Here is an 18,171-nt window from a genome sequence, read left to right as displayed (position 1 = left end):
CTTAGAAATCCCCTCTTTCCAAAATCAAAGCACTGTTACTCTGGAACACTGCTCCGTTATCACTGCACATAATTAATTCTGGTTTCTTTGTGCCCGGATATACTCCAAGCTGACGATCTCCACACTCACCGCGAAGCTGCATAACTGCTTCACTTACCGGTGTCAGTCCCATAAAGTATCCTTCTGAAAGCATACCTCCGGAAGTATTAACCGGTAGATCTCCACCCGGTCCAATCTTTTCTCTGGTTATAAATTCTCTGACATTCTCCGGTTTAAAGAATCCGTAGTCACGAAGTGTTGCCTCAACCGTATAAGTAAAGCAATCGTAGAATTCACATGCATCAATGTCTTCAGCGGTAACTCCTGCCATAGCATAAGCCAGTCTTGATGATCTGACTGCTGCACTGTTTTCATCAAGTGCTTTCAATCTATATGGAGATACCGTCTGGTTCGCATTGCCAAATCCACGAATCAGCACTGCTTTCTGCTTCATTGCTTTTGCATTTTCAGCCGTTGTAAGTACAATCGCACGTCCTCCGTCTGAATTTGGTGTAGCATCCAGGAGTCTAAGTGGTTCCACCACATATGCAGAATCGTAATATCCCTGATCATCCAGAACTTTTTTATACATAGATGCCTGCGGATTCAAATTTGCCCATCTTCTCTGTGCAATGGAAATCTCCTTCCAGACTTCCGGTCCGGTTCCGTATTCTTCCATTGCTCTTCTTGACAACATTGCATATTTAGCCATGGTACTCAGATCACCATATGCTGCCAATTCATCAGTTGCTTTTCCATTGGAGAGTTCTTTTACGAAACTTCTCCGACAGCTTCTCGCATTGTCACCGTAAGAGACCACCACATATTTGCAAAGCCCGCTAAGTAACATTCCTACGGAATGATAAAGCCAGGTTCTTGTACAATACGTTTCCTGGCTCACTACAGATGGGTTGATACCCAGCTGTTCTGCAACGGTAAATGCTGTAACATCATAATCTCCACCGATCGCATCAAAATGACGATACAGCAGCATTGCATCAATATCTTCTTTTCCTATTCCAGCGTCTTGGATCGCATTGCGAATTGCTTCGCAATGAAATCCAACCGCTGTTCTACCTTCGATTTTTCCTTGTGGTGTATATCCGACTCCGACAATGGCAATTTTATTCTTCAAATCATTCATAGCCATTTCACAGTCTCCTATCTTTCACTTCTGATTACAGTTTCCATACTTCATCCAGTTCTGGCATTGTGCAGTCATGGTAGTATGCAAGTCTTGTTGTATTCATCAGATGTTTGTAAGTAAGGTTTTCTGAAATTGAATTATTACCCCAGCTTCCGCATCCAAGAGACATCGTAGGATGCAGACCATTGATATAGTTTCCGCCTGATGCAGCTCCACCAGCCTGGTTAACAACCAGACGTCCTACTGGAAGTTCATGTCCTACATACTCTGCTTTTTCCGTATCATTTGTATAGATAACAGAAGTATGTCCTGCACCTTCCCAAAGCAGATTCGTCTTAGCATCTGCAACTGCCTGCTCAAATGACTCATATGGGAAAAGCTGGATTACCGGGCAAAGTTTTTCTCTGCACAGGATGTTTTCTCTGCTGATTCCTCTGTTGTTAAAGATAAGAATCTGCGTATCTTCCGGTACTTCAAATCCCATTTCAGCAGCAAGCTTCACCGGCTTCATACCAACATGTTTTGCATCTATTGCTCCGTTCTCTTTAAAGAGGATCTTCGGCAGTTCATCTACCTTGTCATCTGGGATCATAGCTGCTTTTGCACGTTTCATTGCAGCAACAAATTCATCATACTTCTCTTTCGGGAAGTGAACTGCCTGCTCACCTGTACACGGAATACCATTATCATATGCACGACTTCCTACAATTGTTGCAGCCATCTTGTCATAATCTGTATAGTCTTCTGCTACGATAACCTGTACATTTCCCTGTCCAACACCATATGATGGACGTCCGCTTGAATATGCGGATTTAACCATTGCATGTCCACCTGTAGCTACGATAACATCTACTTTCTGCATCAGTTCCTTTGTTGCATCCATAGATGGAGATTCGATAACCTGAATCAGATTCTCCGGTGCGCCAAGTTCCTCTAATGCTGCATTAATCAGATTAACTCCGTGAATAGTTACATTCTTTGCAGCCGGATGTGGTGATACGATCATCGCATTACGGCATTTGATTACGTTCATACCATTGCTTCCTGTTGTAGAAGTCGGGTTCGTACTAGGTGTCAGACAAGCAACAACTCCAACTGGTTTTGCGAATGTTACAACTCCGTTGATTGTATCATTATCAATGATACCTACAGATTTTTTATCTCTCAGATAATACCATGCCGCTGCAGTTGCTTTCTTCTGTTTATAAATCTTGCTGTCTACTCTTCCGTAACCGGTCTCTGTTACCGCTTCATTTGCAAGCATTTCTGCATTGTCATAGATTGCTTTTCCGATTGCCTTTACAAGTGCATCCACCTGCTCCTGTGTATAGTTCTCTACTTCAGCCTGTGCTTTTTTAGCCTTTTCCAGCATTTCATCAATCATTGAAAATTCTAATTCTTCCATTTTATTTCTCCTTTTATGCTATATCCTGTCTGTCTTTATTAATCGTATATAATACAGTTTTTGATTACCTTGCCTTCTGCATGTTCCAGAATGGCTGTTTCCAGTTCCTGAAGCGGATATTCATTCTGAATGAAATCATCACTTGAGATCACACCCATCTTCAACAGCTCCAGTGCTTTCATTACATGAAGCGGAGTGGTATGGAACACACCCTTTATCGTTACCTGTGAATAATGTAAAAGTGTAGCATCTACATGAAGTACACTTCCTCCCTTTGTACCGCCAAACAGAAGGATGAATCCACCTTTTCTTGCCATCTGTACGCTGGTCTCCCATACGCCAATCAAACCTGTGGCTTCGATAACAACATCTGCCCCTCGCTCGTTTTCTGTTTCTGCGCAAAGCGCAGCAACTGCATCTTCTACTCCTGTCAAATTCACTGTCTTCCAGACGCCAAGCTTTCTCGCTGTTTCCAGACGATTCTCTTTCATATCAGATACAATGACTTTACCACCTCTTAGCACTGCAAGTCTTGCAAACATAAGGCCGATCGGTCCGGCACCATTTACGATAACCGTATCTCCCTGCTGAATCGGACAATTATCGATTCCATATACTGCACAGGAAAATGGTTCCATCAATGACGCCGTCTTGTGTGAGATCGTATCATCCAGTTTAAACATATTCTGTTCAACAATTCTTCTAGGCACTTTTACGTACTCAGCGTAGCTTCCGCGATTAAACAACATATCTTCGCACATAGAGAACTGACCCTTTTTGCAGAAATAGCAATGTCCGCAAGGTGCTGTGTTATGAACTGCTACGCGGTCACCTTCTTTAAACTTCTTCACATTCTTTCCTACTGCTGCGATCACTCCAGAATACTCATGTCCAAATGGATGTGGTGGCGTAAGAAGCGGATATCCTCTTTTATAGATCTTTACATCTGTTCCGCAGGTTGTCGATACTTTGTTCTTTACCAGAACTTCATCATCGCCAATCTCTGGTATTGGAGCTTCCTCTATGCGAAGCTCCTTTTCTTTATACAGTACCGCTCTTAACATGAATGCTCCTCCTAATCTTAGTAGCCCATTCCGTCTTTCTTTTCATTGTTCTTAGCCGGCTGTCCGTATGATTTGAAACGAACCATTACTTCTGCCATCTGCTCATCAGACAGTACGCACGGCTGTCCGATGCAAAGTGCACGATACTGAATCTCTGCAACGAATTCCAGGTTAACTGCAAGGCTGAATGCCTTTGCAAGCTTCGGTCCGCTTGCTACCAGACCATGGTTCTGCAACAGAACTGCTTTGCTGTCGCCAATTGTATTCTTTACACTTTCAGCCAGTTCCGGTGTTCCAAATGTGCAATATGGAGCACAAGGAATCTCAGACACTCCAGCTCCGCCGATTACATAGTGAACAGCTTTCAGCGGCTGATTCAGCGCAGCAAACGTAGTACAGTAAATAGAATGTGTATGTACTACCGCTCTTGCTTCCGGCTTATTCAGATAAATCACTGAATGAAGACCATGTTCGCTAGATGGAGCACGATTACCTTCAACAATTGTTCCGTCAAGTTTCATAACAACTACGTCTTCAGGTTCTGTTTCAAAATATCCGATTCCGGATGGACTGATAGCCATATATCCGGTTTCCGGATCATAAATACTGATATTTCCACTTGTGCCTTTGCAGAGTCCTGCACTGCTCATCTTCTTACCATACTCAACAATCTCTATTCTTTCTTTCTCCATTAACATGCCGGTAATCCTCCAATCTGCTCTTAAATCATTTTATTATTTTGTGTTAAATTGTTATATTTCTAAGATTTACAACCATATCGCTCTTTCCTGTATCCCAGAACTCCTTAATCGTTCTTGCAAGTAATAATGGGGACTTCGGAAGTGCATCTACAACATTTCCTGCATTATGAGGTGTCATTGTCAGGTTATCCAGTGTCAGAAGTACATCATCCTTCGGAACCGGTTCCTCCCAGAACACATCAATTGCAGCTCCGCCGATTGTACGGTTCTGTAAAGCCTCGACCAAAGCATCCTTATCAAGTACTCCGGCTCTTGAAGTATTGATCAGATATGCTGTAGGCTTCATCAATCCAATATATTCTTTGTTAATACTGTTCTTTGTCTCTGGTGTTACTCTCAGGTGAAGTGTAATGATATCCGCTGTCTTAAACAGTTCTTCTTTGCTCACCATCTTGACATCCAGACCAATTTCATCTACTTTTTCCTGTGTTACAAATGGATCGTGTGCGATCACCTTCATGCCAATACCAAGGCATTTCTTTGCAACCAGTTTTCCGATATGCCCAAGTCCTACAACACCGACTGTCATCTCACACATAGATGTTGTATACTGGCTATTCACATATTCTTTTCTCCATACTCCCTGTTTTACAGCCGCATGTGCACGAGCAATATTTCTTGTCTCTGCAAACATAAGTCCAACCGCAAAATCTGAAGTAGCTTCTGCATTTCTGATGCAGTGGATGACCGGAATGTTTCTCTTTGTAGCTGCAGCAATGTCTACATGCTCCATTCCGCCTCTACATGTTCCGATTAGTTTCAGGTTCTTTCCTGCTTCGATCAGATCTTCTGGAATTGGGCAGAAATGAGAAAGTAAGATATCAGCATCACCAATCTGCTCATATGCTTCCTTTGGCGGTTCCTCTGCTGTCGGTCCATTTTTCTCAATGTTCAATGCCTTTTTCTGAAATTCCTGTCTGGTTTCACTTTTCCATTCAACAGCTACCACTTCATGCTCTCCACCCGGAAGTGACTTAGCCGCTTCAACCAGAAGATCACAACTCACTACAATATCTCCAATTACCAGTATCTTCATAACACGCCTCTTTCTAAAAACTTTCGTTCCATTGCAGTTAAGCCATGGAACGAAAGTTAATCATCAATATTTACCTTTTGCTTTATTGTCCGTTCGCAGCAGCTTCCGGTGCTACAGGTGCTACATATTTGTCACCAAGAGCAATCTTTTCAATGTACTCACGCACAGAAGATTTGTTCTTTCTGAACAGAACATACAGTACGAAGTAAATTGCTACTACTGCAATAATAATAACTGGGTTCATGGTTAAGAACGCCATCGTAATCAAACCTGCTGTACAGTTTGACATGATAAATCCAATAATCAGCGTTCCACCTTCCAGAGCCTGTGTAGCAGCTTCAAATCCCGCTCCAGCAGCAATCTCTGTAAATGTTCCAGCCCAATAAGATGCCATAAGTATCTTTGCGCTGAATACGATACAAGCCATAATCCATGACTTAATTACATTTCCGTTTGACAGGCAAACAGGAACCTCTACCATGTACGGAAGAGAAGGAAGTACCATAAGAGGAACTACCACGTTACCTGGCAGGATAAATGCCAGAAGTACACATACCGGAATTACCAGAAGACCGGTAGTAAGTGTTGCTGTTTCACCATATCCAAGAGCATCGTTAACTGATACGATAAATTCTCTGTCAGCTCCGTATTTGCTCTTCTTCAGAGTCTTTCTTGAATAATCTGTAAGTACTGTAAATCCAGATGCGAACAGACCGGCAACTTTCGGGAAGATTGCCATTACAGCTGAACATGTGATTGCTACATTCATAACAGTTCCCCATGCTGCCATTGTATTAAGATCTCCGATATTACCTACAACACCAAGTAATAATCCTACAATAAGTCCAATATACATTGGCTCACCCATAAATCCGAATTTCTTTTTAATAGAAGCTGGGTCAGCTTTAATCTTATCCAGCCCAATCTTGTTACCAATAATATTCAGTACAAGATACATTGGAGCATCACCCATATGGTGAGGTGCAGTCATTGCACAACCCGGATAGTGATAGTATGTAGACCATCTCTTCTGCATAACCTCTGCAATCAGCAGTGTCACAACGTTGATGAAGAGCATCAGTACAAATGCAACCGCAAGGTTCTCTTTGATCGCATAGAACATTGATCCCCAAACAATGATAGAATAGTTATTCCACAGATCTGACGGCATAAAAATGTCTGTCCATTTTACCAGCCATAAAACAATCTGGAATACAAGTCCAACTCCGATAAACATCATACCAATATCGGTAGAGTATGCAACAGATGCAACCGCCTGCCATCCGATATCAAGTGCTTTCAGGTTCAGTCCTGTTGTAGCAATCAGCTGCTGAACCAATGGTGAAAGTACCGCACCAAACTCAGTGGTAATGAATGTCATACCTTTCAGACCAACACCAACCAGCACTGCTGATGAAAATGCTTTTTTCGCAGGTGCTTTGAAGATCATACAAATAACGAAGATCATCACTGGAACCATGAGGTCTTTTCCAAAGGTGTCAAAAACAAGTTTCAATGTATCAAACATGCCTTTTTCTCTCCTCTCATTTCATTTTTAGATTGTTTACAGTTTTAAGTTTCTTACAACTTCCATAAGCTCTTCAATGAATTCGTCCTCATTGATTCCTACCAAGAAGCCTGTTGCATTCAGCAAAGGCAAGCCAAAGCTATCTTCTACCGGGCTTGTATAAGCAATCAGATCATAATTAGCTGTCTGAACTGCAAGTTCTACTCCGCCAGGTGCTACCTCAGTAGCCTCTACCTCGTATCCATTCTCCTCCAGGATGTCTGTAAGTTTGGATGTAAGCATTGCTGAACTAACAGTACCTGATCCACATACTGACAAAATGTTAATTGGTCTCATTTTAGTTCCTCCTTCCTTTTATATGGGTTTTAAACTTCATCTAAAGCACTTAACAAACTCAAAATCTCAGTCTTATCTTTCGAATCTCTAAGTCGCTTCAGTAGTTCACCATCCTGAATGATTGACATCATTTTCTTTAACATGCCAATCTGCTGATGCGAATCCTTTACCACTAATGGTAAAATCACTTCGCATTCCAACTTGTTCTCTTTCATTCCCATCATACTGAATGTCACTGCCTTTTTCGGAATGATCACTCCAACTGCCGGCTCGTTTACCAGCTTGTTGTTGGTATGAGGAATTGCAATATTGATTCCTTTTCCAGGAAGTCCTGTCGGGTATTCTTTTTCCCGCTCTACAACCGCATCCGCATATCCAGCGTTTACATATCCGTTTTTCTCAAACATCTCTCCTGCCAGGCGAATACAGTCTTCTGCAGTCTCAACATCTGCATCCAGCACGATCAGTGCTTCATTTAACTTTTTCATCTTGCTCTCTCCCATATGTTTGTTTTATTTTTCTTGCTAAATATATAGTAGCATTCTTTTTTTTCACAAAACAGACCAAAAGTGTTCACTATTTCGCACATATCCGATGCAAAAAGTTGTGTTTTTTTGTGTAATATCAATATATCGCACTACTGGAACAGCGTAATCAATACACCAATCAGCACAATGGCCACACCTATTACGCGTATAATTTTCCACGCTTTCACCATACCGAAACTTTCATAAAAGAATGGTGTGCAATACATAGATGGCTGTGCAACCACGATTGCTCCAAGTCCAATCATTGGCATATACATCCACCACACCTGCAATTTGTAACCTAATACAAACAAATTAATTACTACAAGTACTGCTGCAATAATATAGAACAGCAGTTTCTTTTTACTGTTGTCTGCATCGATAAATTTACGTGTTTTCAAATAACATTCCCGTCCACAGCACTGAACTTCTTCTGCACCTTTATTAACTCGAATTGTATATTTATTCTTTTCGGTTTCTTTTCCACAATATATACACTTCATCATAATCCTCCCAGACTATTGCTTATACGATTCAACCAGTTCCGTAATCTTCGTCTTCTTTCCGTAAAAACGATATACCTCATCCAACAAAGAAAAATGAGAATATTTGTCAATCGTAGTAAGGCATAAAATCAGATATGCTTTCTTGCCGTCTGGACAAACCACACCTTCTTCTGAAATCATTTTGAGAAGCTTGATTTCTCTCTGCTGCTCACCCTGCATCGGGTAATGAATGAGGATTGCATCCTTCTCAAAACGATAGGTCTGCAACTTGTCTCTGGATACCAGATTCTGAATTCGTTCCCACAATCGGCCTTCCGAACTATCCAACAACTCACTGCCATAATGCAACGTATCTTCCCAATCCATATGATCCGGCAATACTTCCGTCCTGGTCTTCTCGCCCAGAATACATTCCATGCCCGGCTGTTCTGATGGGTTATATCCTTTTCGTGAATTAAAATAACGAAATAAACTGAAATAAAGTTCTTTTCGTTCAATCGGCTGTGTCACATTTTCTTCTACTATTGATAGAATATCTTCTATTTTGTTGTTGTATTTGGATAACAGCTTCTCATTCTGCAATATATCCACAATCTTCTGCTGATCTTCCTTGTTAAGTACGATACTGGTCTCAACGACATTTTCTCCTGTCACCTTCCCTCGTGGCACATCCACAAGCACTACCATTACATACTCGCTCAGCATTCTGGTTTTCAGTCGGCTCAACGAAATCACATCATACTCAAAGCTGTCACCAAGCAAATTCTGAATCTGTTCTTTGATCAGAGTCGCGATTGCCATATTTTTAGGTCCTACAATCAGAATACTTCCATCGTATTTTGCACTCTGATGCACTTTCTTTTCATCCAGATTACTTACCATATAAATGCAGAGATACGCAATTTCTGTATCTGGAATATCCCGCATAAAATCATTGCCCACCTCTGCAATCGCCCGTCTCGTAGCCTCAAACACAAACGAATACATCTGTTTAATATCTCTGGTCAGCGGATTATCAGACGGTGTTCCGTATTTCATGCGGTAAAACAATGCCCGCAGATGGTGAAACAACTCATGCCGTAATTTGCTACGGTTATAAAACACTAAGCAAGTAATTCTCTCAAAATTAGAGATAAACTGATCGGCAATCTTTTCAATAAACCTCTCCTCTTCCCTGTGTGTCTTAAATCCTGTTGTTTCGATTCCAAGCAGCATGGATGCCAGATAATATACTTCTTCCTGTACCATCTCGATGCCACATCTTGCCATCTTCTCCACACTGTTTTCAACAGATCGATACGACAATGTTCCTGTAAGTGCATTTTTTTCATCATCACTGAGTTTTATCGTATATCCCTTCAGACTACGTATCCAGGATACCTGGATCATGAATCCTTCCGTCTGCATATCTGACAATATATATTCATTTTTAATATCCAGTTCATACTGTTTAATGATACAGATACACAGTTTGTAAAAATCAATTTCATTTTTTGTAAGTTCAAACAGCGAATTCTGCATATAAATCTTCAACACTGCTTTTCCTTCCGGAGTTTTCAGCTCATTGATTTTCTCCTGAATAATCTTTCTTAATGTGGATTCATCTCCCGTAACATAATAGCCCTGCTTAATGGAATTACAGAATTTCAATTCTCCACTTTCTTCTATTTCGCTTTTTACACTTTTCAAATCAGAAAGTATCGTATTGCGACTAACATCAAATGCATTTTTCAGATCATCGATTACAATTTTTTCAGAATTCAGTGTGATAAACAGAAACTCTATCGCCCTTCTCTCTTCTGAAGAAAAATAATATTCTTTTCCTCTATGCATCCGCTTTTCCATGCCTGCAAGATTGGCAATCTCTATCACGATTTCTTTATCTTCAATGTTGGCCATGCCAAAATTATCTTCACTCAGCCAGTCATTAATTTTATTCAAATCATAATATAATGTTCTCTTTGAAATTCCATATTCGTCCAGTATTGCATCTACGGATATTCTCTTTTTTTCAAAAAGATCCTGTAATATCTTTGCCTGTCGTTTTCGTAATTCCACGTCACCTGCTCCTTATCAGAAACATTTTTCTTTTAAATTAGTCAACCAGATTTTCAATCAATTCAACAATTGCTGCACCAGCCTCTTCTTCATCTTCACCTTCAACGGTTAATCTGATCGGTGTTCCTGCGTACACGCCGCCTGCCATAATGCTCAGAACACTTTTGGGATTAATCTCTGTGTCCTCTGTGTAAATTCTGATCTCGCTTTTGAACTTGCCACACAGTGACGCCAGACTTGCTGCCGGTCTTGCATGAAGTCCTGTTTTGTTTTTTACTACCAGATTTCTTTCAACCATTTTCTCACCTCATAATTTATTATTTGTAGTAGTATTTACCGTCCCTCTCCAAGGACTTTCTTTATGCTTTACATTCTATCAACACATCAATAACAAAAAAATAGCAAACATTTGCACTTATTTTTTGACAATTCGTGCAAAAATTGCACTCATCAACATATTCATCACAATTACATTGCAAAAAAGTCCTAAAACACGCACAAATTGGCGTATATTTAAAATTATCGATTCAACAATATGCATAGATTACTTCAATATAACATTTTCATCTAATAGATATTTTCTATAATAGAATCTATGATTAATCCTGCTGATATGCAAAAAAAGACGCCATCGCTACCACCGCAATGACGCCTCTCATTCTATGCTTTATTCTCTTTTACTCATCATCTTCTGCCCAGGCGATTGCGCAACGCACTGCGCGTTTCCAGCCTTTCAGCAATTGATTTCTCTTCTCTTTATCCATTTCTGACTCAAATGCTCTTCCAAGCTGCCAGTTCTCTTTAATCTCGTCTTTGCTCTTCCAGTATCCGGTTGCAAGTCCTGCCAGATATGCTGCTCCAAGCGCTGTAGTCTCAATACATTTCGGGCGATGCACAATAGCATTATTGATATCTGCCTGGAATTGCATCAGCATATTATTGGCGCTGGCACCTCCATCTACCTTCAGCACGTTCAACCGTACTCCTGCATCTTCTTCCATCGCCTTAATCACATCATATGCCTGATATGCGATAGATTCCAGCGTTGCACGGATAAAGTGCTCTCTGGTACAGCCTCTCGTCAGTCCGACCACTGTACCTCTGGCATACTGATTCCAGTAAGGAGCACCCATTCCCGCAAATGCAGGAACAATATATACGCCATCTGTATCTTCCACCTGACTGGCGTACTTTTCTGTCTCTGGCGTACTCTCTACAAGGCGCATGCCGTCACGTAGCCACTGATTAGCGGCTCCGGCTACAAAGATACTGCCTTCCAATGCATACTCTACCTTCGCCGGATCTGTGCTGGCCGCGATCGTTGTCAGGAGTCCATTGCCTGACATTACCGGATCTGTTCCCGTGTTCATAAGCAGGAAACATCCTGTACCATATGTATTCTTCACATCCCCAGGCTGAAAACATCCCTGTCCGAACAGTGCCGCCTGCTGATCGCCTGCTGCACCTGCTATCGGCACGTTGCCTACCAGAACTTTCTCATCCGTATAACCGTAAATGCAGCTGGATGGCTTTACTTCCGGCAGCATTGCACGTGGAATACGGAACTTCGCCATGATTTCCTCATCCCAGCACAACTTATGAATGTCAAATAACATCGTCCGGGATGCATTCGTATAATCGGTCACATGTACCAGTCCCCCGGTCAGATTCCAAATCAGCCAGGTATCTACTGTTCCAAAGAGCAAATCGCCTTTCTCAGCCTGTTCTCTGGCGCCTTCTACATGATCTAAAATCCATGCGATCTTGCTGGCACTGAAATACGCATCTGCGATCAATCCCGTCTTCTCGCGGATCACCTGATCGAACCCCTCTTCTTTTAATGCATCAATCATCTCCGCTGTCCGACGGCACTGCCACACAATTGCATTGTACACCGGTTCGCCCGTATAACGGTTCCAGATAATCGTCGTCTCTCTCTGATTAGTAATACCAATTCCCTTTATCTGCTTCGCATCAATTCCATTTTCCGCCATCACCTGTGCCATAACGGAATACTGGGATGACCAGATCTCTCTCGGATTCTGCTCTACCCAGCCCGGATGCGGATAAATCTGTTCAAATTCCCTCTGTGCCATACCACAGATGTCCCCCGCATGATTGAACAATATACAGCGGGAACTGGTCGTCCCCTGATCCAGGGCCATTACATACTGCTCCATACAATTCATCCTCTCTGTTTGATTCTGCTACAGGGCCTGAATATTCTTAGTTGCCAACACGTTGACCCCTGTACCTGCCACATCCGGCAATACGATCTGTCCGATCTTCACCGGAGCCTGAAGCTTCACATCTTTCAGTGCTTTGATACAGTCAAATATCTTGTCTTTTGGTATATCTGATTCTGTCTTCACAGATACACATGGCAGATGGCCTCCCTCTACCGGGACTGAAGACGTGACGATCCGTCTTGGATCTGTCAGTTCTTTTCTGGCATAGTCCGCTCCTCTCGGACATGTATTGCCAGTTACTTCCATAGTGCTATCGTCCTGGATGGTCACTTTCAGGCTACAGCCCAGAGGACATCCGATACATACTAACTCTTTCTCTCTCATTATCTCTGTTCCTCCTCTTCAATCCGAATGGTAATGCTCTCAAGTCCTTCAAATTCTTTGAGCTTGGATTTCAGAAGGATTACCTGTTCCATCTCGCCGGGAGCCATTACTTTTTTCTTAACCCTGCTGATACACTTATCATTATAATACACGCAGAGATACTTGTCTCTATAAACATTTCCCACACGAAAACGTACTACCTGCTTATCCGTCATACGGTCGACATCCACACTGCAAGGCACCGTATAACGTACTCCATTCTCACCTTTTAATGGAATCTCTTTGCCAGCTTCCGGAAGATTGCCCTGTACATATGCTGCCGCATTTTCACCGGCAGTCTTTGCTTCTCCGGATACATAATCTACCAGATCATGGACATGAAGCACGTTACCACAGGCAAATACGCCGTCTACATTCGTCTCCAGACTTTCATTCACTACAGGACCGGATGTCACCGGATTCAGTTCTACTCCTATCTGGGAAGAAAGTTCATTCTCCGGGATCAATCCACAGGACAGAAGCAAGGTATCACAATCATAATATTCTTCTGTACCCGGAATCGGCTTGCGATTCTCATCTACCTGTGCAAGTGTTACACCTTCCACGCGCTTCTTTCCTTTGATGTCTACCACTGTGTGACTCAGCTTCAGCGGGATACCATAATCATCCAGACACTGTACAATATTACGTTTCAGGCCGCCGGAATATGGCATCAACTCTGCTACCACCTGAACCTTGGCACCCTCCAGCGTCATACGTCTCGCCATGATCAGTCCGATATCTCCGGAACCCAGGATCACAACCTTTTTACCAGGCATTCTTCCTTCCATATTGACGTATCTCTGTGCAGTTCCTGCGGAATAAATACCCGCCGGACGATAACCCGGAATATTCAGTGCACCTCTGGAACGCTCTCTGCATCCCATTGCCAGAATCACTGCTTTTGCCTCAATCTGGAACATGCCCTGTTCTTTATTCATTACAGTAACAACTTTGTCCCTGGACACATCCACAACAATCGTATGAAGCAGATACGGAATCTTCATTTCCTTTACCTTTTCAATATATCTTCCGGCATACTCAGGTCCGGTCAATTCTTCCTTAAATGTATGCAGTCCAAATCCGTTATGTATGCACTGATTCAAAATACCACCAAGTTCATTATCTCTCTCTATGATCAGGATATCTTGTACCCCTGCCTCTCTGGCTGCAACTGCTGCCGCCAGTCCTGCCGGTCCTCCCCCGATGATTGCGATCTCTGTCTTCATCTTATATATCCTCCTTATCGTAACCTGTTAAAAATGCAGAACCTTCGCCGGATTTGGTAATCTCCGATACGTCTTTGCCAAGCTCTCTTGCCAGGATCTCCACCTGTTTTGGTGCACAGAATCCTGCCTGACATCTTCCCATCCCTGCTCTGGTACGACGTTTGATGCCGTCCAGTGTTGTAGCTCCAAGTGGTCTGTGAATCGCATCCATAATTTCGCCTTCTGTAACTACTTCACATCGACAGATCACATTGGCGTATGCCGGATTCTGTCTGATCAGTTCCTGGCGCTCTTCAAATGATGCCTCTGCCACATTCGGAATTCCTTTTCTTGTTGCCTTGAAATGTACTTTCTTTTCCTTCGGATAAATGCCCCGCACCAACTCTGCTACATATTCTCCAATTGCCGGAGAACTGGTAAGTCCCGGTGACTCAATACCTGCCACATCAATAAATCCCGGTGCTCCTTCTACTTCCTTGATAATAAATTCATGTCCGGTCCAATGTGCTCGAAGACCTGTAAATGATGTGATCACCTGACGTGTCGGAATGTTCGGTGCGCTGACTTTTACCTTTGTCAGCAGTTCTTCCAAACCTTCGGCAGTCGTCTGTGTATTTTCCTTATCTTCAATATCTACCGCCGTTGGTCCTGCCAGCAGATTACCGTGTACCGTAGGTGTTACCAGTACGCCTTTACCGTATTTTGTAGGAAGCTGGAAAATTGTACTCTTTACAAAATCTCCCACCTTTTTATCCATCAAACAGTACTCACCTTTTCTCGGAATAATCTCAATCTTATCTTCACTGACCATATTATGGAACTTATCCGCATAGACACCCGCCGCATTGATAACCATCTTTGTCTCCATGTCACCCCTGGAAGTTTCCAGTCTGTAACCACCTTCGATCGGTATGATATTCTGAACCTCTGTATCAAACTGGAACTCCACACCATTCTCACATGCATTTTCAGCCATTGCAATGTTCAATCCAAACGGACATACAATTCCACCAGTCGGCGCATACAAAGCTGCCACCATGTCATCGGTGACATTCGGCTCCATCTCTTTCACTTCTTCTTTTGTGATAATCCGAAGACCCGGAACACCGTTTTTCTGACCTTTTTCCAGAAGATATACTAACTGATCCATATCTTTCTCGTCGAAGCAGAGAACCAGTGATCCATTTCGTTTAAACGGAAAATCCAAATCCTTGGACAGCTGCTCCATCATCTCATTGCCTCTGGTATTCATCTTCGCCATCATAGAACCTGGCTCTGTGTCGAATCCTGCATGAACAATACCGCTGTTGGCCTTGGATGTTCCTTCGCACACATCACTGTTAGCTTCCACCACCAGTACATCATACTGATATCTGGACAGTTCTCGTGCCACCGCACTTCCGCTGACTCCGGCTCCAATTATTACTATGTCTCGCATATTATATCCTCCTTCTGCTAACTTTCGTCCAGAGTCACTTCCAAAACGCTGCGCGTTTTGCTTTTGTGTCCAATTCTGCCGGGCTCTGAACGAAACAAAAAAAGAGTACAAAAACAAGCCGGCTTCACGCCGTCTATTTTTGTACTCCGTTTTCTCCAAAATCATTATTTAACTGTAATTACCATAGCACTTTTCTCAGAATATGGCAATACCTTTTTTATAATCCAACTGCTTTACTCATCTTTTTTCTTCCGACCAGCTCGTCCAGAGATACGTTCATAATCTCTGCCATTTCCCACAAAATCAAGATATCCGGCATCCGTTTGCCAATCTCGTATCCGGAAATAGAACTGCGGTCTAACCATAATTTACCCGCCAGCTGACTCTGTGACATGTTATGACATTCCCTCATATACTTCAGATTCTTACCCAACTGTTCCTTCTTCATCATCGACACCTATGTTCTTTCTCAAATTGCGTTTCAGATCCATAACTGTCTGACTGATAATCATAAGTTCCGTTTGGCTACAATCTTCTAACGCTTCCACTATCTCGCCTTTGTATACATCATTGGTATATTTCAGGCTGTCACACAGAAGCTGGTCAGCAGATACATGTAAAGCATTCGACGCCTTAACTAAGAAGTCGACACTGAGAGTGGTTCTTGCATTTTCTACATGTGAAATATGCGGTACAGAATATCCGATTTCGCCTGCGAACTGTTCCTGCGAATAATGCAGTGCTTTGCGTGCCTGTCTGATCCTTTCTCCCAGTTTTTTATAATCCATCATCCTACCTCCAGCATTCTTACCGTTATTGTAAAGAATAGCCTTTCATATGACCATTAATTATATGCATAGCATTGCCTCGGTAGTTTAAATTTTATAAAATTTTTCTCAGAGCGACAGATGTATCTCGTCAAGCAGAACCCTTTACAGAATCCTTTATATGTAATTTCGTATGCCTCCACAGCTCATAATCTGCTCTGCAATATCCTTAGTTCCTTCAAAACCTTGCTCTTCTAACACTTGAGCCCCAGTATTTAACGCCTCCACAAAATTCTTTCGTAGCGTATCCAGTCGTTTCATTGCCATCTTCACACCAAGTCCAGCTTTCGTAGCTTCTTTTGCAAATGATTCTTCTGTAATTTTTCGAATACTATAATCTCCACCAATACTCAAAGCCATATTTTCTGTACTGCTTTCATAAACCATGGTACTGACAATATCGTATGCTGGCGCAAGACGAATTGTTTTCAAATCTTTCCCGTAAAGTAATGATAGGTTTTTAATATGATTATCGGTATTACCTATCAGGAAATTAAATACACATATATCCCACAACTTCAACTGATCTTCAATTGGTGAGGCTGAATAATCACGCAATATTCCAAACATTTTGCTCAAATACGAGCCGCCATCTTTTTCATATTTTTCAGAGGCAGGGATTCCTAATGCCTGCGAAAAATCTTCCTGATGTAATCTATATGGAATATTCATACCATTTAATTTTCTTCCATTGGATTGCATTCTCCGATCGTATCTCTTTGTCGCAAAAAGCACATCTTCTGCTTCGTTACTTTCCGTCTTTATAATAAAACTTTGCGGTATTTCAATCCCCAAATTTTTCGCTGTAAGCAAACACAACTGTTCATTTGCCACTATTCGCTTCAGCCTGATATGACTTTGCTTTACAATATGAGTGCTTGGTGCTTCTCCAATTGGCAAGTACCATTTATCTTTTTGTTCATCGTAATACAAACCTACTTTGCCCGATGCTCCAGTCAACGATAAATGTGATTTAGTTACCATTTCTGCCGATTCCGTTGCTCCTTCTTGTGCCAGTTTTTTCACTTCTTCTGATGTAAGCTCTTTATATTTCGACGGAAGTACTGCTCTAGATTCATCGATAATTTTTATTGCACCAAGGCACTCTTGCCCCAGTCCGGCAAGAATTGCAAGATAGTCTTTTTCATCTCGATGCAACCATTCTGCCACACATCGTCTTGTAAACCCTTCCGGTAATAATCCTTCGAAAAAATTTCTTGTACTTTCTACACTAAAAGATTGCTGTTCTAACGGCATACTAATAGATACTGCCCTACTCTCCGGATCTTTCAAATAACTCTCCGTATATGTGAATCGTGCATCATCCGAGCTCGTACCTACAATCTCTCCTACCTGTTTAAACGCACCCTTTACCTCTATTTGAACAGCCAATCTCTGCATTTATCATTCCCTCTTTTCTACTAACAAATTCAACCCCAACACATTAATCAAACGAATAATTTTTTCTATTTCTGCCGTCGTTTTTCCTCTTTCCACATCCGAAATAAATGTAACACTAAGTCCAGTGAACTCTGCTAAATATGCCTGTGTATAATGTAATTCTTTCCTTCTTGCCCGTATAGTTTCACCTAATGTCTTCGTATTATTTATTTTCATTTTTCTTCTCCAACTATGCCGTACGGCTAATTTATATTTCT

At 42.0% G+C, this 18,171-nt stretch carries 19 protein-coding genes; all 19 read right to left on the bottom strand.

Annotated features, from left to right (window positions below; translation table 11 throughout):
• Position 1: 1 nt before the first annotated feature.
• The 19 genes from DWZ93_RS05700 to DWZ93_RS05610 all read right to left on the bottom strand — a co-directional run bounded on the left by DWZ93_RS05700 (position 2) and on the right by DWZ93_RS05610 (position 18,130).
• A complete protein-coding gene (locus tag DWZ93_RS05700; RefSeq protein WP_199665532.1) occupies positions 2–1,189 on the bottom strand; it encodes a thiolase family protein in 1,188 nt (395 codons plus the stop codon).
• Positions 1,190–1,217: 28 nt separating this feature from the next.
• Positions 1,218–2,591: an aldehyde dehydrogenase family protein gene (locus DWZ93_RS05695; protein ID WP_118452227.1), complete on the bottom strand. Its 1,374-nt coding sequence runs from the start codon at positions 2,589–2,591 to the stop codon at positions 1,218–1,220.
• Positions 2,592–2,629: 38 nt separating this feature from the next.
• Positions 2,630–3,655, bottom strand: a complete 1,026-nt coding sequence (locus tag DWZ93_RS05690; protein WP_118452226.1) for an alcohol dehydrogenase catalytic domain-containing protein — start codon at positions 3,653–3,655, stop codon at positions 2,630–2,632.
• 17 nt (positions 3,656–3,672) lie between these two features.
• The gene (locus tag DWZ93_RS05685) at positions 3,673–4,353 is read right to left on the bottom strand and encodes a class II aldolase/adducin family protein (protein WP_118382595.1); all 681 of its coding nucleotides are present in this window, start codon (positions 4,351–4,353) and stop codon (positions 3,673–3,675) included.
• Between the two features lie 46 nt (positions 4,354–4,399).
• On the bottom strand, positions 4,400–5,452 hold the full coding sequence (locus tag DWZ93_RS05680; RefSeq protein ID WP_118382594.1) for a 2-hydroxyacid dehydrogenase: 1,053 nt from the start codon (positions 5,450–5,452) through the stop codon (positions 4,400–4,402).
• An 82-nt stretch (positions 5,453–5,534) separates the two neighbouring features.
• Positions 5,535–6,980: a PTS galactitol transporter subunit IIC gene (locus tag DWZ93_RS05675; RefSeq protein WP_118452225.1), complete on the bottom strand. Its 1,446-nt coding sequence runs from the start codon at positions 6,978–6,980 to the stop codon at positions 5,535–5,537.
• A gap of 36 nt (positions 6,981–7,016) precedes the next feature.
• The gene (locus DWZ93_RS05670; protein WP_118382592.1) at positions 7,017–7,316 is read right to left on the bottom strand and encodes a PTS fructose transporter subunit IIB; all 300 of its coding nucleotides are present in this window, start codon (positions 7,314–7,316) and stop codon (positions 7,017–7,019) included.
• A gap of 29 nt (positions 7,317–7,345) precedes the next feature.
• Entirely contained in the window at positions 7,346–7,804 is a 459-nt protein-coding gene (locus DWZ93_RS05665; protein ID WP_118382591.1) for a PTS sugar transporter subunit IIA, read from the bottom strand.
• 149 nt (positions 7,805–7,953) lie between these two features.
• Positions 7,954–8,346 (bottom strand): hypothetical protein, encoded by a 393-nt coding sequence (locus DWZ93_RS05660; RefSeq protein ID WP_118382590.1) that lies wholly within the window; start codon positions 8,344–8,346, stop codon positions 7,954–7,956.
• A 15-nt stretch (positions 8,347–8,361) separates the two neighbouring features.
• Positions 8,362–10,407 carry a BglG family transcription antiterminator gene (locus tag DWZ93_RS05655; RefSeq protein ID WP_118452224.1) on the bottom strand — a complete coding sequence of 682 codons (2,046 nt, stop codon included), beginning with the start codon at positions 10,405–10,407 and terminating at the stop codon, positions 8,362–8,364.
• Positions 10,408–10,444: 37 nt separating this feature from the next.
• On the bottom strand, positions 10,445–10,705 hold the full coding sequence (locus tag DWZ93_RS05650; RefSeq protein WP_118452223.1) for an HPr family phosphocarrier protein: 261 nt from the start codon (positions 10,703–10,705) through the stop codon (positions 10,445–10,447).
• 379 nt (positions 10,706–11,084) lie between these two features.
• Positions 11,085–12,587, bottom strand: a complete 1,503-nt coding sequence (gene glpK / locus DWZ93_RS05645; RefSeq protein WP_118452222.1) for a glycerol kinase GlpK — start codon at positions 12,585–12,587, stop codon at positions 11,085–11,087.
• Between the two features lie 27 nt (positions 12,588–12,614).
• The gene (locus DWZ93_RS05640) at positions 12,615–12,980 is read right to left on the bottom strand and encodes a DUF1667 domain-containing protein (protein WP_118382585.1); all 366 of its coding nucleotides are present in this window, start codon (positions 12,978–12,980) and stop codon (positions 12,615–12,617) included.
• Positions 12,980–14,248: an NAD(P)/FAD-dependent oxidoreductase gene (locus DWZ93_RS05635; RefSeq protein ID WP_118382584.1), complete on the bottom strand. Its 1,269-nt coding sequence runs from the start codon at positions 14,246–14,248 to the stop codon at positions 12,980–12,982. Before DWZ93_RS05635 ends, DWZ93_RS05640 begins: the two co-directional genes overlap by 1 nt.
• Position 14,249: 1 nt before the next feature.
• Positions 14,250–15,686, bottom strand: a complete 1,437-nt coding sequence (locus DWZ93_RS05630) for an NAD(P)/FAD-dependent oxidoreductase (RefSeq protein WP_243061133.1) — start codon at positions 15,684–15,686, stop codon at positions 14,250–14,252.
• Positions 15,687–15,903: 217 nt separating this feature from the next.
• Positions 15,904–16,098 (bottom strand): helix-turn-helix domain-containing protein, encoded by a 195-nt coding sequence (locus DWZ93_RS05625; RefSeq protein ID WP_278337056.1) that lies wholly within the window; start codon positions 16,096–16,098, stop codon positions 15,904–15,906.
• A gap of 13 nt (positions 16,099–16,111) precedes the next feature.
• A complete protein-coding gene (locus DWZ93_RS05620) occupies positions 16,112–16,474 on the bottom strand; it encodes a helix-turn-helix domain-containing protein (protein WP_158574282.1) in 363 nt (120 codons plus the stop codon).
• Positions 16,475–16,630: 156 nt separating this feature from the next.
• A complete protein-coding gene (locus DWZ93_RS05615; protein ID WP_118382580.1) occupies positions 16,631–17,914 on the bottom strand; it encodes a type II toxin-antitoxin system HipA family toxin in 1,284 nt (427 codons plus the stop codon).
• A 3-nt stretch (positions 17,915–17,917) separates the two neighbouring features.
• Positions 17,918–18,130 (bottom strand): helix-turn-helix domain-containing protein, encoded by a 213-nt coding sequence (locus DWZ93_RS05610; RefSeq protein WP_118382579.1) that lies wholly within the window; start codon positions 18,128–18,130, stop codon positions 17,918–17,920.
• Positions 18,131–18,171 lie beyond the last annotated feature (41 nt).

The organism is Dorea sp. AF36-15AT, assembly GCF_003477705.1.
GTDB lineage: Bacteria > Bacillota > Clostridia > Lachnospirales > Lachnospiraceae > Claveliimonas > Claveliimonas ammoniilytica.
The sequence above is the reverse complement of the archived record's forward strand: the minus strand, read 5'-3'. Positions and strand labels throughout refer to the sequence as shown.

Coding starts and splice junctions, on each gene's coding strand:
- DWZ93_RS05700 (WP_199665532.1), bottom strand. CDS start 1,189: ATGGCTATGAATGATTTGAAGAATAAAATTGCCATTGTCGGAGTCGGA.
- DWZ93_RS05695 (WP_118452227.1), bottom strand. CDS start 2,591: ATGGAAGAATTAGAATTTTCAATGATTGATGAAATGCTGGAAAAGGCT.
- DWZ93_RS05690 (WP_118452226.1), bottom strand. CDS start 3,655: ATGTTAAGAGCGGTACTGTATAAAGAAAAGGAGCTTCGCATAGAGGAA.
- DWZ93_RS05685 (WP_118382595.1), bottom strand. CDS start 4,353: ATGTTAATGGAGAAAGAAAGAATAGAGATTGTTGAGTATGGTAAGAAG.
- DWZ93_RS05680 (WP_118382594.1), bottom strand. CDS start 5,452: ATGAAGATACTGGTAATTGGAGATATTGTAGTGAGTTGTGATCTTCTG.
- DWZ93_RS05675 (WP_118452225.1), bottom strand. CDS start 6,980: ATGTTTGATACATTGAAACTTGTTTTTGACACCTTTGGAAAAGACCTC.
- DWZ93_RS05670 (WP_118382592.1), bottom strand. CDS start 7,316: ATGAGACCAATTAACATTTTGTCAGTATGTGGATCAGGTACTGTTAGT.
- DWZ93_RS05665 (WP_118382591.1), bottom strand. CDS start 7,804: ATGAAAAAGTTAAATGAAGCACTGATCGTGCTGGATGCAGATGTTGAG.
- DWZ93_RS05660 (WP_118382590.1), bottom strand. CDS start 8,346: ATGAAGTGTATATATTGTGGAAAAGAAACCGAAAAGAATAAATATACA.
- DWZ93_RS05650 (WP_118452223.1), bottom strand. CDS start 10,705: ATGGTTGAAAGAAATCTGGTAGTAAAAAACAAAACAGGACTTCATGCA.
- glpK (WP_118452222.1), bottom strand. CDS start 12,587: ATGGAGCAGTATGTAATGGCCCTGGATCAGGGGACGACCAGTTCCCGC.
- DWZ93_RS05640 (WP_118382585.1), bottom strand. CDS start 12,980: ATGAGAGAGAAAGAGTTAGTATGTATCGGATGTCCTCTGGGCTGTAGC.
- DWZ93_RS05635 (WP_118382584.1), bottom strand. CDS start 14,248: ATGAAGACAGAGATCGCAATCATCGGGGGAGGACCGGCAGGACTGGCG.
- DWZ93_RS05630 (WP_243061133.1), bottom strand. CDS start 15,686: ATGCGAGACATAGTAATAATTGGAGCCGGAGTCAGCGGAAGTGCGGTG.
- DWZ93_RS05625 (WP_278337056.1), bottom strand. CDS start 16,098: ATGAGGGAATGTCATAACATGTCACAGAGTCAGCTGGCGGGTAAATTA.
- DWZ93_RS05620 (WP_158574282.1), bottom strand. CDS start 16,474: ATGGATTATAAAAAACTGGGAGAAAGGATCAGACAGGCACGCAAAGCA.
- DWZ93_RS05615 (WP_118382580.1), bottom strand. CDS start 17,914: ATGCAGAGATTGGCTGTTCAAATAGAGGTAAAGGGTGCGTTTAAACAG.
- DWZ93_RS05610 (WP_118382579.1), bottom strand. CDS start 18,130: ATGAAAATAAATAATACGAAGACATTAGGTGAAACTATACGGGCAAGA.